Origin of the sequence: Micromonospora sp. WMMC273 (assembly GCF_027460285.1) — a bacterium.
Lineage (GTDB): Bacteria > Actinomycetota > Actinomycetes > Mycobacteriales > Micromonosporaceae > Micromonospora > Micromonospora aurantiaca.
In genome coordinates, this window is the sequence record NZ_JAPZBE010000001.1 from 4,565,956 (window position 1) to 4,580,324 (window position 14,369).

16 protein-coding genes are annotated in these 14,369 nt (G+C 73.8%); 8 read left to right on the top strand and 8 right to left on the bottom strand.

Features of this window, described 5'->3' with window-relative positions; genetic code table 11:
- Nucleotides 1-90: 90 nt before the first annotated feature.
- Together O7611_RS21035 and O7611_RS21040 are read left to right on the top strand one after the other, a co-directional pair.
- The gene (locus O7611_RS21035; protein ID WP_194802271.1) at nt 91-1,047 is read left to right on the top strand and encodes an ATP-binding cassette domain-containing protein; all 957 of its coding nucleotides are present in this window, start codon (nt 91-93) and stop codon (nt 1,045-1,047) included.
- Nucleotides 1,044-1,868, top strand: coding sequence for an ABC transporter permease (locus O7611_RS21040; protein ID WP_228532615.1), 825 nt, complete (start codon nt 1,044-1,046; stop codon nt 1,866-1,868). The genes O7611_RS21035 and O7611_RS21040 overlap by 4 nt, the downstream gene beginning before the upstream one ends.
- A gap of 55 nt (nt 1,869-1,923) precedes the next feature.
- Here O7611_RS21040 and O7611_RS21045 read toward each other — a convergent pair whose 3' ends face one another.
- Nucleotides 1,924-5,064: a BTAD domain-containing putative transcriptional regulator gene (locus O7611_RS21045; RefSeq protein WP_269697447.1), complete on the bottom strand. Its 3,141-nt coding sequence runs from the start codon at nt 5,062-5,064 to the stop codon at nt 1,924-1,926.
- A 50-nt stretch (nt 5,065-5,114) separates the two neighbouring features.
- On the opposite strand from O7611_RS21045, the gene O7611_RS21050 reads away from it, so the two are divergent.
- Entirely contained in the window at nt 5,115-5,807 is a 693-nt protein-coding gene (locus O7611_RS21050) for a hypothetical protein (RefSeq protein WP_370584992.1), read from the top strand.
- Nucleotides 5,808-5,834: 27 nt separating this feature from the next.
- Here O7611_RS21050 and O7611_RS21055 read toward each other — a convergent pair whose 3' ends face one another.
- The 3 genes from O7611_RS21055 to O7611_RS21065 all read right to left on the bottom strand — a co-directional run bounded on the left by O7611_RS21055 (nt 5,835) and on the right by O7611_RS21065 (nt 7,508).
- Nucleotides 5,835-6,221: a DUF6036 family nucleotidyltransferase gene (locus O7611_RS21055; RefSeq protein WP_269697448.1), complete on the bottom strand. Its 387-nt coding sequence runs from the start codon at nt 6,219-6,221 to the stop codon at nt 5,835-5,837.
- Nucleotides 6,222-6,273: 52 nt separating this feature from the next.
- On the bottom strand, nt 6,274-6,666 hold the full coding sequence (locus O7611_RS21060) for a hypothetical protein (protein ID WP_194802274.1): 393 nt from the start codon (nt 6,664-6,666) through the stop codon (nt 6,274-6,276).
- An 80-nt stretch (nt 6,667-6,746) separates the two neighbouring features.
- Nucleotides 6,747-7,508 carry a GNAT family N-acetyltransferase gene (locus O7611_RS21065; RefSeq protein ID WP_269697449.1) on the bottom strand — a complete coding sequence of 254 codons (762 nt, stop codon included), beginning with the start codon at nt 7,506-7,508 and terminating at the stop codon, nt 6,747-6,749.
- 156 nt (nt 7,509-7,664) lie between these two features.
- Between O7611_RS21065 and O7611_RS21070 the strand changes: the two genes are divergently transcribed.
- Both O7611_RS21070 and O7611_RS21075 read left to right on the top strand, forming a co-directional pair.
- On the top strand, nt 7,665-8,132 hold the full coding sequence (locus O7611_RS21070) for an SRPBCC family protein (protein ID WP_194802276.1): 468 nt from the start codon (nt 7,665-7,667) through the stop codon (nt 8,130-8,132).
- A gap of 50 nt (nt 8,133-8,182) precedes the next feature.
- A complete protein-coding gene (locus tag O7611_RS21075; RefSeq protein WP_194802277.1) occupies nt 8,183-9,370 on the top strand; it encodes an FUSC family protein in 1,188 nt (395 codons plus the stop codon).
- A gap of 5 nt (nt 9,371-9,375) precedes the next feature.
- Here the strand turns inward: O7611_RS21075 and O7611_RS21080 are convergent, their stop codons facing one another.
- From O7611_RS21080 to O7611_RS21090, 3 genes are all read right to left on the bottom strand, one after another.
- Complete coding sequence (locus tag O7611_RS21080) at nt 9,376-9,960, bottom strand: GNAT family N-acetyltransferase (RefSeq protein WP_269697450.1); 585 nt, start codon at nt 9,958-9,960, stop codon at nt 9,376-9,378.
- 125 nt (nt 9,961-10,085) lie between these two features.
- Entirely contained in the window at nt 10,086-10,553 is a 468-nt protein-coding gene (locus tag O7611_RS21085) for a hypothetical protein (protein ID WP_269697451.1), read from the bottom strand.
- Nucleotides 10,550-11,056: a SigE family RNA polymerase sigma factor gene (locus tag O7611_RS21090; protein ID WP_194802279.1), complete on the bottom strand. Its 507-nt coding sequence runs from the start codon at nt 11,054-11,056 to the stop codon at nt 10,550-10,552. Before O7611_RS21090 ends, O7611_RS21085 begins: the two co-directional genes overlap by 4 nt.
- A gap of 108 nt (nt 11,057-11,164) precedes the next feature.
- Between O7611_RS21090 and O7611_RS21095 the strand changes: the two genes are divergently transcribed.
- Entirely contained in the window at nt 11,165-11,956 is a 792-nt protein-coding gene (locus O7611_RS21095) for an aminoglycoside N(3)-acetyltransferase (protein WP_194802280.1), read from the top strand.
- Between the two features lie 131 nt (nt 11,957-12,087).
- Here the strand turns inward: O7611_RS21095 and O7611_RS21100 are convergent, their stop codons facing one another.
- Complete coding sequence (locus O7611_RS21100; RefSeq protein WP_269697452.1) at nt 12,088-12,528, bottom strand: hypothetical protein; 441 nt, start codon at nt 12,526-12,528, stop codon at nt 12,088-12,090.
- 586 nt (nt 12,529-13,114) lie between these two features.
- On the opposite strand from O7611_RS21100, the gene O7611_RS21105 reads away from it, so the two are divergent.
- Nucleotides 13,115-13,546, top strand: coding sequence for a hypothetical protein (locus O7611_RS21105; protein ID WP_194802282.1), 432 nt, complete (start codon nt 13,115-13,117; stop codon nt 13,544-13,546).
- A gap of 118 nt (nt 13,547-13,664) precedes the next feature.
- Nucleotides 13,665-14,342 carry a hypothetical protein gene (locus O7611_RS21110; protein WP_194802283.1) on the top strand — a complete coding sequence of 226 codons (678 nt, stop codon included), beginning with the start codon at nt 13,665-13,667 and terminating at the stop codon, nt 14,340-14,342.
- Nucleotides 14,343-14,369: the final 27 nt, after the last annotated feature.

Sequence of the window (14,369 nt, forward strand, 5' to 3'; positions counted from 1 at the left end):
GAGCACGCGTACTCGATTTCGCCGCCGCGCACACGACGGTGTGCGCGGCGTGTGCGCCCGGTGCCAGCGGCCCCGGCCATCGTCGGCGTCATGAGTTACGCATTCGAGGCGGAGGGCCTGGTCAAGCGGTTCGGTACGACCACCGCGCTGGCCGGGATCGACCTCGCCGCACGACGCGGGACCGTGCTGGGGGTGCTGGGGCCCAACGGCGCCGGCAAGACCACAGCGGTACGGATCCTCGCCACGCTGTTGCGCCCGGACGGGGGGCGCGCCACTGTCGGCGGCCACGACGTGGTCACCGACGCCGCCCGGGTACGCCGGCTGATCGGGCTGACCGGCCAGTACGCCTCGGTCGACGAGGACCTGACCGGCACCCAGAACCTGGTGCTGATCGGCCGGCTGCTCGACCTGAGCCGCCGCGAGGCCCGGGCGCGGGCGGCGGAACTGCTCGCCTGGTTCGGCTTGACCGACGCGGCCGGGCGCCCGGCCAAGACGTACTCCGGTGGCATGCGCCGCCGCCTGGACCTGGCCGCGAGCCTGGTCGGCCGGCCGGAGGTGATCTACCTGGACGAGCCGACGACCGGCCTGGACCCGGCCAAGCGGGAGGAGATGTGGGGCGTGGTCCGCTCGCTGGTCGACGACGGGTCGACGGTGCTGCTGACCACGCAGTACCTGGACGAGGCCGACGCGCTCGCCGACGAGATCTCGGTGATCGACCACGGCCGGGTGATCGCGCACGGTACGCCGGGCGAGTTGAAGCGGATCGCCGGCAGTCAGACGATCGTGGTCCGGCCGACCGAGCCGGGCCGGATCGGCGCGGTCGCCGAGATCCTGCGCGCCGCCACCGGGACCGATCCCGAGCTGCCCCGGCCGGGCGTGCTCACCGTGCCGGTGGACGACGACGCCACGTTCACCGCTGTGGTCCGCCGGCTCGACGACGCCGGCATCGGGGTGGTGGAGCTGGCGTTGCGGCTGCCCAGCCTCGACGAGGTGTTCTTCACGCTGACCGGCCACGGCGCCGAGGAGCAGGCGGAGGTGGCGGCATGACCACGACCACTCGTACGGCGGCGATGCCGTCCCGGCCCGCCACCGCCCACGCCGCGGTCCGTCCGTTCGCAATGGTCCGGCACAGTCTCGCGCTGGCCGGCCGCAGCCTGGTCAAGACGATCAGGACCCCGGAGCAACTGCTCGACGTCACGCTCCAGCCGGTCGTCTTCGTGCTGATCTTCGTCTACCTGCTCGGCGGCGCGGTCGCCGGCTCACAGCACGAGTACCTCCAGTTCCTGCTTCCCGCGATCATGGTGCAGACCGTGCTGTTCGCGTCCATCGCCACCGGCGTCAGCCTCAACACCGACGTGGAGAAGGGCGTGTTCGACAGGTTCCGCAGCCTGCCGATCGCCCGGTCCGCGCCGCTCGTCGGCTCGGTGGTCGGCGACCTGGTCCGGTTCGTGGTCTCCATCGCGGTGCTGCTGGGGTTCGGCTACGCGCTCGGCTTCCGGATCGGCACCGACCCGCTGTCCGCGCTCGCCGCCTGCCTGCTGACCATCGCGTTCGCGTTCGCGGTCAGCTGGATCGGTGTGCTGCTCGGGGTGCTGATGCGCAGTCCGGGCGCGGTGCAGGGCACGGCGTTCCTGCTGTTGTTCCCGCTGACCTTCGGCACCAACATGATGGTGCCGACGGACACGCTGCCCGGCTGGTTGCAGTGGTGGGTCGGGGTCAACCCGGTCGCCGACGTGATGGAGGCGGCCCGGGGCCTGATGATCGGTGGCCCGGTGGCCGGGCCGGTGAGCCGCTCGCTGCTCTGGACCGTGGCGATCATCGCGGTCTTCGCGCCGCTCGCCGTGCGCGCCTACCGCCGCCGCGCCTGACCGGCCGCGCCGCCCGGGACCGGTCCGCGCCGGGCCGGCCCGGGCCGCACGAGGATCAACCAGCCGGGTCGCCGCCCACGAACGCGAGGGCGTCGGCCCGGCTCAGGCCGTGACCCCTGGTGTACGCGGCGGCGTACCCGTCCTCACCCAGCTCCGCGCGCAGCCGCTCGGCGAGCCGCTGCGCGTCCGGGTTGGACCGGTCCGGCCGGCCGCGCAGCGAGTCGGAGACGCCGAGCAGTTCCGCCGCCCGCTCGTACCGGCCCTCCGCAGCGGCCAGCGCCACCCAGCCGACAGTGACGATCGCGACCACCGGCATGTCCCGGGCGGCGAGGGCCCGCGTCGTCGCCTCGTCGAGGCACCCGCGCGCGCCCGGCAGGTCATCGCGGGCCAGCGCCAGGTGGCCCATCTCGGCCAGCAGCAGGCCCCGGAACTGCGGGGCGACAAGCGGCGTCTCGGCCTGGCGGCGCATCGCCTCGGCGAGGCACTCCTGCGCCTCGTCCAGCGAGCCGTCGGAACGGGCGATGCTGCCGAGCATCATCAGCCCGAACGCGCCGTCCCGGCCGTCCCGGTCGGTCACGAACCGGCGCAGTTCGGCCTTGGCGCCGGCCACGTCGCCGGAGCGGGCGCGGATGGCCGCGAGCCAGATCAGCTGGAAGCCCGGCTCGGAGGCCGGGTTGAGCTCCCGGGCCAGCCGAACCGACTCCTCCAGCGCCGCGGTCGCCGCCTCGAAGTCGCCGCGTTTGGTGAGCGCGTCCGCGTACTCGCTGAGCACGTGCGACAGGCTCATCCGCTCGCCCACGGCGCGCAGTTCGGCGGCGGCGTCGGTCAGGTCGCGCAGCATGCCCTCGGCGTCGCCGTCGTTCTCCTTGAACTTGCCGCGCATCCCCAGCAACGTGCCGTCGGTCCACGGGTCGGGGTGCCCGCGCGCCCGGTCGATCGCCGCGATCCCGGCCGCCGTGTCGTCGTCGAAGATCGACAGCATCGGTGCGAGCAGCCCCACGATCGGATGCTTGGTCCCCTCCGCCGCCCGCAGGGCCGTGGTCAGCTCGGCGAGCTGCTCCGGCGGCGGCACCTGCTCGCCGCGTGCCAGCTCGGAACCGATGCGGATGGCGAGCACCACCGCCCGCTCCTCCGCCGGTGCCGGGCCGGGCAGTGCCAGCGCGCGGGCCAGCACGTCACCGCCGATGCCGCCGTCGTCGCCCCAGATCACCAGCGGCAACGCCAGCCCGGCGCCGATGCGCAGCGCGGTGTCGGCGTCACCGGCGTCGCACGCGTAGTGCAGCGCGCCGACGATGTTCTCCCGTTCCGCCTCCAGCAGCCGCAGCCACGGCAGCTGACCGGCCGTGCGCAGGTGCGGCTCCGCGGTCCGGACCAGTTCCCGGAAGTACGCCGCGTGCGCGGCGCGCGCCCCGGCCACTGCCCCGGCGGCGGCGAGCCGTTCCAGCCCGTACTCCCGGATGGTCTCCAGCATCCGGAACCGCCCGTCGCCGACCACCTGGAGCAGCGACTTGTCGACGAGCGCGTCGAGCAGCGCGGCGGCGGCCGGGCCGGCGACGCCGGCCGCCGAGTCGGCGGTGACCGACGCCGGGAAGACCGCGAGCCGTTCGGCGAGTCGCCGCTCGTCGTCGGTGAGCAGCCCCCAGCTCCAGTCCACCACCGCCCGCAGCGTGCGGTGCCGGGGCAGCGCGGTGCGGCTGCCGCCGGTCAGCAGCCGGAACCGGTCGTCCAGACCGGCCGCGACCTGCCGCGGCGACAGCGTCCGCAGCCGCGCCGCCGCGAGTTCGATGGCCAGCGGCAGGCCGTCGAGCCGCCGGCAGATCTCCACCACGGCCGCCACGTTCTCGCCGGTCACCGCGAACCCGGGCCGCACGGCGGCGGCCCGGTCACGCAGCAACTGCACCGACGGGTACGCGAGCGCGTCGTCCGGCGTCGCGTCCGCCGGTGGCAGCCGCAACGGGGGTACGGGTTCCAGCACCTCGCCGACGATGCCGAGCGGCTCCCGGGAGGTGGCCAGCACGCGCAGCCCCGAACAGTGGCCGAGCAGGTCCTCGGCGAGCCGGGCGGCGGCCTCGACGACGTGTTCGCAGTTGTCCAGCACGATCAGCGTCTCGTCGGTGGCGATCGTCTCCACCAGGCGGCCGAGCGGGTCGCGGGCCGGCGGGCGTACCGGCTCCAGCGTCCGGTCCCGGCGGCCGAGCGTGTCGAGCACGGCCCGTGGCACGTCCGCCGGGTCGGTGATCGGCGCCAGCTCGACCAGCCAGGCCCCGCCGGGTACGCCGTCGGCGAGCCGGCCCGCCGCCACGCTCGCCAGCCGCGTCTTGCCGGCTCCGCCCGGCCCGAGCAGGGTGACCAGGCGGTTGCCGGCGAGCAGCCCGGTGAGCCGGCGCAGGTCCTCGTCGCGCCCGACGAACGTGGTGAGCGCGGCCCGCAGGTTGCCCCGCGTCACGGCCGTCGGCTGCGGCGGTGCCGCCTCGCCACGCAGCAGCTCCAGGTGCGCGGCCCGCAACTGGGGCGACGGGTCCACGCCCAGCTCGTCGGCGAGCCGCTGCCGGATCCGCTCGTACGCCGCGAGCGCCTCGGCGGGCCGCCCGGCGGCGGCGAGCGTCCGCAGGTGCAGTTCGGCCAGCCGCTCCCGCAGCGGATGCGCGGCGGTCAGCTCCTCCAGTTCGGCGACGAGCAGCTCCGGCCGCCCGGTGCGCAGCTCCGCGTCGATCCGGTCCTCCTGCGCGGTGAGCCGCAGTTCCGCCAGCCGCGCCACCGCTGCCGCCGCGTACGGCGCGTCGGCGACCTCGGCCAGCGCCGGACCCCGCCACAGCGCGAGCGCGTCGCGCAACGTCGTCCGTGCCCCCGTCGCGTCCCCGTCACGAAGCGCCGCCCGCCCCTGCCGGGTCAGCCGCTCGAACCGCCCGGCGTCCACGTCGTCCGGGTCGAGGTCGAGCCGGTAGCCCGCCGGGCTGCTGCGTACCGCGAGCCCGGGCACCGCCCGGCGCAGCCGGGACACGAGCGTCTGCACCGCGTTGGCGGTGTCGGTGGGCGGCTCGTCACCCCAGAGCGCCTCGGCCAGCGCGGGCACGCTCACCGGCCGGCCCGGGTCCAGGGCGAGGCGGATCAGCAGCGCCCGCAGCCGCGCCCCGGCGACGTCGACCGGCCGCTCGCCGTCGCGGACCTCAAGCGGCCCGAGGATCCCCACCCGCACCATGCCACTCTCTCACCCGCCGTCGAACCGATGGTGGCAAGATCGCGGGCGTGACGAGTGTGTCCCGCCCGCTGCCACGGCTCGTGGAGGCGGAGGCGTTCGCTGACGTCCCGGCCGACCGGCTCCTGGCGGTGCTGGAGGTGGTCACGATGGTCCTCACGCTCCCCCACCGCGCCGCCGAGCGGGTGGACGCGCTGGTGGTGGCCACCGGCCAGGGCGAGGACTGGCGTCTCACCGACGCGATCCGCGCCTGGGAGACCAGTCCGGCGCTGCGGCACCTGCTGGTGGCGAACACCGATTCGGCCGAGCGGACGTACCGCCCGCTCACACTGGACCGGTTGCGCGGGCTCGGTCTGCGCCGGACCGACGGGGTCGTGCTCCAGCCCGAGCCGGTCACCGGCACCGGCCGGCAGGCCACCTGGGTCGTGGAGCAGGTACGGGCGCTGGGCGTCGGCAGCGTCGCGCTCGTCGTCTCGCCGTACCACCTGGTCCGGGTCTATCTCACCGTGCTGCGGGCCTGCGACGACGCCGGCCTGCGGATCCCGATGGTTCCGCTGCCAGTGGCCGTCGCACCGGACGCCCCGGTGCCGGAGACCGGCGCGGCCGGGTACGACCTGGTGGCCGGCGAGGTCAGCCGGCTGCTCCGCTATCCCGCCCAGGGGTGGATCGCCACCCCGGAACGGCTGCGCGACTACCTGCGCTGGCTCTGGTCCGAGCACCGCCCTCTGCTCACCGGCGTCTGAAGGTTCACCGCGCGGCTACTCCTGGCCTCAATCGGCGCCGAACACGTCGTCGAGCACAAGCCTTGCCCGGCCCGGCACCTCCTCCTCGGGAAAGATCTCGGCGCACAGATCCAGCACCTGCTCGGCACTCGTCAGCCCGAGGTGATCGATGAGGAAGCGGATGTCTTCGGCATCCCGCCGCCGGGCGCCACCGCCAGGAGCCACATAGGCGCTCGCCTGCTCGTTGAGCCACCAGTGCGGCAGGCCGAGTTCGTCCGCCACCGCTCGGGCCTCGTCGAGAACCACCCCGTGCGGCTGGAAAACGGCGTCGATGTCCCGCGTCGACCGCCGCGCGTCGTAGGCCAAGGCCATCGCCGCGCCGCCGAAGATGTAGAGGTCCGCGATCACCCCCCGCTTCGCGAGCCGGTCGCCCAACCTGCGGAAGCGTTCTCGATCGCGGCGCGATCCAGAAGGGGATCTTCCGGCCTCATGCCACATCCAGCTCATGTGCGGAGACGTAGACGCCCCGGCGACGGAACGCCGCCGGGGCGTGAACGACCGCATCCACTCGAGCAGCTTTGGTGTTGAACGGGAACCAGAACCGCCGCAGCGACCGCGTCTCGACCCACGGCGGCGGGCCGTGCCCGTCCTTCGCGCTCAGGTGCTCGACCAGCGCCGCGAGAAACACGTCCCAATGCTCGTCTCCGGTGGGTGCCGGCTCCCCCTGCAGCAACCGTATGCGGGTCTCGCGCGGCTCCCAGCGGAACTCCTCCAGAAACTCCGCAACCAACCGCCAGCGACGGCTGTCGTCCACCTCGACGAGCAACTCGCCCAGCCGCGCCACAGTCAACGGCTCGTAGCTCGCAGCATGCTTCCCCACCCAGCCGACGCTAGTGCATGGAAGGAACCGCAGTGGACCGGCGCGGCGACCGCGAACTACGCCGCGTTGACGCCAGCGGCCTACGCCTCGGGGATCCGGACCGTGAGCACCCGGGTGAGGACGCGGAAGCCGGCCGCGTCGTACATCCGGCGGGCCGGGTTGCCGTCGACCACCGACAGGCCGACCGACGGCAGTCCTGCCTCGCGCGCGCCGCGCAACGCGTGCACCAGCAACGCCCGGCCGAACCCGCGCCGCTGCGCGCGGGGCGCGACGCCCAGGTTGAGGATCCAGACGCAGTCGTCGTCGGTCCACGGCACCGGCCCGGCGCACAGGACGTGCCCGGCGCTGCGGCCGTCCGGGTCGACCAGCCGTGCCGAGGCGGGCACCAGGGGCGGCACCGGCTCACCGGTGTCGAAGATCGCCCGTACCTCTTCGGTGTCGCTCGGCTGCCAGCGGCCGTCCGGGTGGTCCGGGCCGTACGCCGCGTCCAGCCCAGCGGCGAGGTCGTCGTCCCAGCCGGGGGCGCCGAGCGACCAGCCCTCCGGCAGCGCCACCGGTTCGGGTACGTCGGCCAGGTCGTGCCGCATGTCCGTGGCGGCCCGGTCCAGCGTCAACCCGTCGGCCACCAGGGCCGACGCGAGCGCCTCATCCGGCGTCTCCAGCCGGTGCCCGGCCAGGTCGCGCCGCACCTGCGCGACGAGCCGGGTCAGCGGCGCCTCGGGCAGCGCCCGGACGTCGGCCGCGACCGCCGTGCCGTCGTCGTCCCGCAGCCACATCCGGGCCAGCGGCGTGTCGTCATCCCCGAGCAGCAGCGAGTCGTGGAGGTGCGGTCGTACCGGCATTCGTGGCAGCGTACCGGGCGCGCCCCGCTCCCGCTCCCCGCCGATCTTGGAGTTGTGGCGCCTCAGATGCCCGCTTCGCGGCTTACGCGAGCTGCCACAACTCCAAGATCGCCGAGCACACCCGCGGCGGGGTGGGGCGGGGCCTAGGGTTGGGGGGTGAGCAGGGTCGATCGGGGCAGCAGGACGATCGCCGCCGATCCGGGGGCGGTGTACGGAGCGCTCGTGGACCGGGCGGCCCTGGAAGCGTGGTTGCCGCCGGACGGGATGCGCGGGCGGATCGAGCGCTGGGATCCGCGGCCGGGCGGCGGGTTCCGGATGGTGCTCACCTACCTCGACCCGGCCGGCAGCCCGGGCAAGACGTCGGACGCCACCGACGTGGTCGACGTCGGGTTCGCCGAACTCGTACCGGCGCGCCGGGTCGTGCAGACGGCCGTGTTCCAGGCCGACGACCCGGCGTACGCGGGCACCATGACCATGACCTGGCACCTCGCGGCCGCAGGCGACGGCACCGATGTGACAGTCGCCGCCACCGGCGTACCGCCCGGCATCGACCAGGCGGTGCACGAGGAGGGCATCGCGTCCTCGCTGGCGCACCTGGCCGCGTACCTCGAGCCGGGCGCCTGACCACGACGGACGCCGGGATTGGCGGCGGCTTTTGCGGGTAGCCGCCGGCGGTGACCGGGCAGCGGGAGGGGCGCGGCGGCCGGCGGGGGTCGTCGCGGCGCGCCGGCCTGGACGCGGAACGGTTCGACGAGGCGTGGGAGCGCGTGAACGAGCGCGGCCGGGCCGCCGGGCGGGACCGGATGCAACAGTTGCGGATCAAGTCCGTACTCGCCGTGCAGGCCGGACTGGCGGCGGCGCTGGCCTGGGCCGCCGCGCGCTGGCTCACCGGCATGCCGAGCCCGATCTTCGCCCCGGCCGCCGCGGTCGCGGTGATCACCTCGTCGTTCGGGCGACGCCTTTCCAACACGGTTGAGCTGCTCGCCGGGGTGACGCTCGGCATCATCGTGTCGGACCTGCTGATCGGCGCCGTCGGCGCCGGCGTGTGGCAGACCGGCGTGATCGTCGCGGCGTCCGTCCTGGTCGCGCTGGCACTGAGTACGCGGGGCGGGATCGTGGGCAACGCCAGCGGTACGGCGGTGCTGCTCGGCGCGCTCTCCTCCTCCCGGCACACGCTGGAGTTCCCCCGCTTCGTCGACGCGCTGATCGGCGGCGGCGTGGGACTGGTGGTGACACTGCTGCTGGTGCCGATCAACCCGCTGCGGGTCGTGCGGCGGGTGGCCGCGCCGACGCTGCGGCAACTCGCCGGCCAGCTCGCCGCGACCGCCGCCGCGCTACGGCGACGCGACCACGACCTGGCCGACCGGGCGCTGAGCCGGTCGCAGGCGATCGGCGCGGACCTGGGCCGGTTCTGGGACGTCTTCGGCGGCGCGAAGGAGACCGTCGACCTCGCCCCGGCGCGGTGGCCGAGGCGGCGTTCCGTCCGGCACTACCAGCTCAGCGCGCCGGACGTGGACCAGGCGGTCTGGAACACCCGCGTGCTGGCCCGGCGGGCCGTCGTGCTGATCGAGGACGGGGAGCCGATACCGGAGAGCCTGCCGGACGCCGTGGAGGCGCTCAGTGCGGCAGTGCACGCCGTACAGGAGGAGGTTCTCGCCGGCCAGGGCCCGGAGGACGCCCGCCGCCACGCGCTGCGTGCGGTGGCGGCGGCGACGCGCGCGGAGCTGGCCGGGACCGGGCTGTCCGGCACGGTGATCGTGGGGCAGGTCCGGACCGCCGCGAGCGACATCCTCCAGGCGACCGGGATGGACCGGGCGGAGGCGCTGCGGCGCATCCGGGAGGTCGCCGCCGCGCAGTCGTGAGCCGGTCAGTCGTCCTCGCGGACGCGGGCGTGCAGATGCATGTCGTGCCGTCCGTCGTGGTGCACTGCAGCGCTGCGCTTGGTGCCCTCCAGCCGGAACCCGGCCTTGATCGCCACCGGGCACGACGCGACGTTGCCGGTCGAGTGGTCCAGCCACAGCCGGTGCAGCCGGCCGTCGCCGAGCGCCCACGCGCTCAGCGCCCGCAGCGCACCGGAGGCCACGCCCGCGCCACGGGCGGCCGGAACCACCCAGTACGCGCACGCGGCCTCGCCGTCGTCGAGGTTGAAGCCGCCCAACGTCATACGGCCCACCACCTCGTCGCCTCGGGTCACCGCCCAGCTCGCGCCCGTCTCCTCCTGCCAGGCACGACGGAAGTGGGCGAACCACCGGAGGACCTGCTCCGGCGACGTGGGCCGGCGGGTGTGCCAGCGGCGGATCTCCGGATCCTGGTAGGCGGCCAGGACGGCGGGCGCGTCCCCGTCCTCCCAGGGGCGCAGGACCAGGCCGTCGGTAGCGAACAGCGTGGGTTGCGGGCCGGTGGTGAGCGTGCCGGCGGGTACGGCGGATGGCGTCGACAGCGGAAAGCTCATGCCCGACTCTCCCCCGCGGACCGCCCCGCGTGTCAATCCGGTTCAGATCGGCAGCAGAGCTGGGCCCGCCACCATCGGCGCGGACCCAGCTCTCGGCACCGATCCGATCGGATCGTGCGCGTCGATCAGCGCCTGACGGGGCTCGGCGACGGGCCGACGGGGTTGTCCGACCGCACGCCCGGCGAAGCCGGTACCGGACTGGCCGGCATGCTCGGGTCCGGGTCAACCGGGACGGGCGACGGTGCGCCCGGGCGAGTCGGGTCCGCGCCGTCCGGCATCCGCCGGCCGTCCGGGCCGACAGGGACGGGCGACGCCAGGCCCGGCGGGGGCGGAACCGGCTCGGTGCGGTCCGGCTGCGGGGCGCTCGTGCCCGGCTGCGGCGAAATCACCGGGTCGTCGTCCCGGCTGGCGTAGGCGAACGGCGCCCCGATCACCAGCACCGCCAGGACGCCCGCCGCACCTGCCGCCACCGTGTTGCGTCGACGGTTACGCACCCGCCGTTCCGCCCTGGTCAATGAGTCCTGCACAGTCGGTGCCTCCTCGGCGATGTCGGTGAGGGTGGCGCGGAGCAGACCTTCGAACGGATCACTCATCGCCGCATCTCCAGAAGCTCGCTGTCCGGCAGGATCTGACGCAGTCGGCTGACCGCCCGGTGGGTCCGGCTGCGCACCGTCCCGACCGAGCAGCCGAGCAGTTCGGCGACCCGGGCCTCCGGCAGGTCCTCGTAGTAGCGCAGGACCACGACGGTGCGCTGCGCCGGCGGCAACTGCCACAGCGCCGTCCGCAACGCCAGCCGCAGATCCGTACCGCCGGCCGGGTCGGCCACCACCGGCTCGTGCAGCCCGACCGGTGACTCCCGGCGACGACGCAACCGCCGCCACCAGCTCACCTGCTCCCGGTACATGACGGCACGGAGGTAGCCCTCCGGGTCGGCGTGCCGGATGCTCCGCCACTTCGGGATGACCTTCGACAGCGCCGACTGGAACAGATCCTCGGCACTGCTGCGGTCACCGGTGAGCAGGTAGGCGACCCGTATCAGCGCCGGCGCACGGCTCGCCACGAACTCGGCCAGCACCGCCCGTTCGTCCTCGTCCACCGCACCACCCTCGTTTTCTCGTTCACCAGTGACAGACGCCGGAGGGCACCGCCGCTATCCCGGGATCGGCGAGAATGCGGTGCGGCGGTTCCGCCTACACTGCGCCGCGTGGACCAGGCCGCACCGCACACCGTCACCTCGATCGCGTACGACCTGCGCGCGCTCGGCATCGTCCCGGGTGACGTTCTGCTGCTGCACTCGTCGTACCGGAGTCTCGGGTTCGTCGCCGGCGGCACCGAGGCGGTGGTGCTGGCGCTGCTGGCGGCGCTCGGGCCGGAGGGCACCCTCGTCGTGCCGACACACACCCCGGACAACACGGACCCGGCCGGGTGGCGGCATCCGCCCGTACCGGAGGCGTGGTGGCCCGTCATCCGCGAGCACACCCCCGGCTTCGACCCCGCGCGCACGCCGAGCCGGTGGATGGGCGCCGTCGCCGAGACGGTACGCACCTGGCCCGGCGCCCGCCGCAGCGACCATCCGCAGGTGTCCTTCGCCGCGCTCGGCGCGCACGCCGCCGACATCGTGGCGGGGCACCGCCTCGACGACGCGCTGGGCGAGCACTCCCCGCTCGGTGCGGTGTACCGGCTCGACGGCAGGGTGCTGCTGCTCGGCTGCGACCACAGCTCCAACACCTCGCTGCACCTGGCGGAGTGGCGGCAGGCGTCACCGCCGCGGGCGATGACGGGCTCGGCGGTACGGCTGCCGGACGGCACGAGCCGGTGGACCACGTGGACAGACGTCGTCACCGACGAGGACGATTTCGACCGGCTGGGCGCCGACTTCGAGGCGACAGACGGCGCGACGATCGGCCGGGTGGGCACCGCGACGGCCCGGCTGATGTCCCAGCGCACCCTGGTCGACTTCGCCACCGCCTGGATGGCCACGAACCGCGGGCGCTGACCGCCCGCCGCGCGGGTTCTTCGGCGATCTTGGAGTTGTGGCGCCTCGGATGTCCCGCACGCGGCTTTTACGAGGTGCCACAACTCCAAGATCGATGCGGACGAGGGCACCGGGTACGACGGGCCGCGCGTTCAGTCCGGCGGTTTGGGGGCGAAGGGGTTACGGCGGGGCTGGCGTAGTTCCCACTCCGCCGGGCACAGGTGGGTCCACGCGGCTCCCGTCACCGATCGCCGGTCGGGCAGCTCGTCGCCCCAGGCCGGCAGGTGGTTCTCGACCTGCCGGACGTAGCGCTCGTAGACGACAAGCTCGCGGTACTCCGGATCGTGCCGCCACAGCGCGTACGGCTGTTCGCGCAACCAGTCGCACGCCGCGTCGCCCTCGGCGACCAGATCCGCGGTCGGCGGCAACACCGCCAGCGGCCTGTCGTTCTGCCGGTCGCCGTACTGCTTCAGGTGCGCCAGGTATCCGTCCTCGTTCCGAGGGTGGGTCACGTGGACGCCGACGACGGTCACCGGCACGGCGAGCAGCGCGGTCGCGGCCAGTGCCGACACCACCCACAGGCGTCTGTTCACGCGGCAACCATAGGCCGCGGTGCATCTGTCCGTCGCCCCCTCGCAGCGGCGGACCCCGCCTACGATCCTGCGCATGAACTCGCCGCGCCTGCGCCTCCTCAGCTGCCTCGCCGTGCCGTTGCTGGCTGCCTGCGGCGCCGAACCGCCGAGATGGTGCCGCCGCCGGCATACACCTGCTGTACGGACCTGGACGTCGACAAGCCCTACCACCCGGGCCAGACCCTGACCGTGCAGTGGACGGTCGAGCCGGGCTCCACCTCGTCGCAGGTCGAGTTGACCGCGCAGCTCGCGGGCCCGTACGGCACGGTGGACGACCTGAAGGCCGCTTCGGCGGTGCCCGGGCTGGTCACCTTTACGGCGACACCGGTCCGGCCGGCGGCCGGTTCCGGCGAGCGTCCCGTCAGCACGATCGTGATCGGTCCCCCGATGCCAAGCCGGGCTTCTACGACCTGGTCACCTCAGTGGTCGGCGACGGCAACGCGCGACGCCGACGCGTGCAGGTTCTCCATCCGGCTAGCATGCCGACGCGAGTTGCGATCGGGAAGACAGGCGACGGCCGTCAGCGAAGACCATCTATCATCTGCCGGTGCTTCGCATACACCCCGCGTTTCTCGCCGTCGCCGTGGTCCTCGCCGCGTCAGGCTGCCAGGGCGACAGCCCCGCGCCGGAGCCCTCGTCGGGTGGCACCACGGCCCCCGCCTCGCATCCCGCCCTGGAGGGCGTCGCCCTGGCCGCCTGGGTGTGCGAGCAGATCAACGAGGTGGTGAAGAACGGCACCCACGGCGAACCGGCGACGATGCGCCCGATCGCCGAAGCGGCAAAGCGGTCCGGCGTCGATGGTTTCGACTTCAAGGGTTCGGTGCTCCTGAAGAAGGCCGACAAGGTCGAAGCGACGAGGGCGCACGATCCCTCAGTGGTCCTGGAGCTTCAGAGCAACGCTCTCGACCTCAGATGGACATGCAGAGGGGCGGTTCAGCGGCCCGGCTGGCCGAGTTCCACTCGCACCCCAGCCGAATGACCGGGACGGACGGCCTACTGCTACAGCGAAGAAGTGATTGCCCCGGGCGGCCGGCCCAGCCGGTTGATGGTCGCCACTGCGTCCGCCATGTATCGTCACGCTCCCGCAAGATCGCGAGATGGGACACGACGTGACGGTACGACGGTTCGGGCTCTGTGCGGCGGTCGCTGCGATGCTGCTCACCGCCTCGGCGTGTGGCCGCGCCGACGAGATGCCGGGCACGCCCACCGCCGTGGCGGCGAGCGCTTCCACGGAGTCACCCAGCGCTGCGGAGTCGCCCATCCCCACGCCCACGATGGCGACGGCCACACCGACCCGTGCACCCGAGACCTCGCCGCCCCCCCGGTCCTCGGGCACCCCGCGATCCTCGACGGCCCCCGCAGCTCCGACCACTACCAAGAAGGCCACGCAAGTGGCCACCGCCGGCAACAACAAGGCGGCCTGCACCGCCGTCAAGGGTCCGTTGGAGAAGGCCATCGCCGGCCTGATCATCCTGGTCGGGGTCGCCTCCAGCTCGACAGTGGAGGCCGAGCTCGTCAACGCCCGGGCAGAGGCGTCCACCCGATTGGTCAACCTCGAGGCGGTGGCGAACCGGGTGGCCGGCGAGCAGACCGACCGTACGCTGCGGAGCAAATTCAGGTCGCTCGCCGTGGCCGCAGGCCTGAAGGGCGTCGAAGTCCGCTCGATCAAGCCCAAGCTCGAACATGCGGAAGCGATCGTGAAGGTGGCGAGCGACACGGGCGACCTGGAGAGCGCGGTCGACAAGCTCGAGCCGGACTGCGGCAGGTACTGGTAGCTCGGCTGAGCCCACAGAACTCATCGT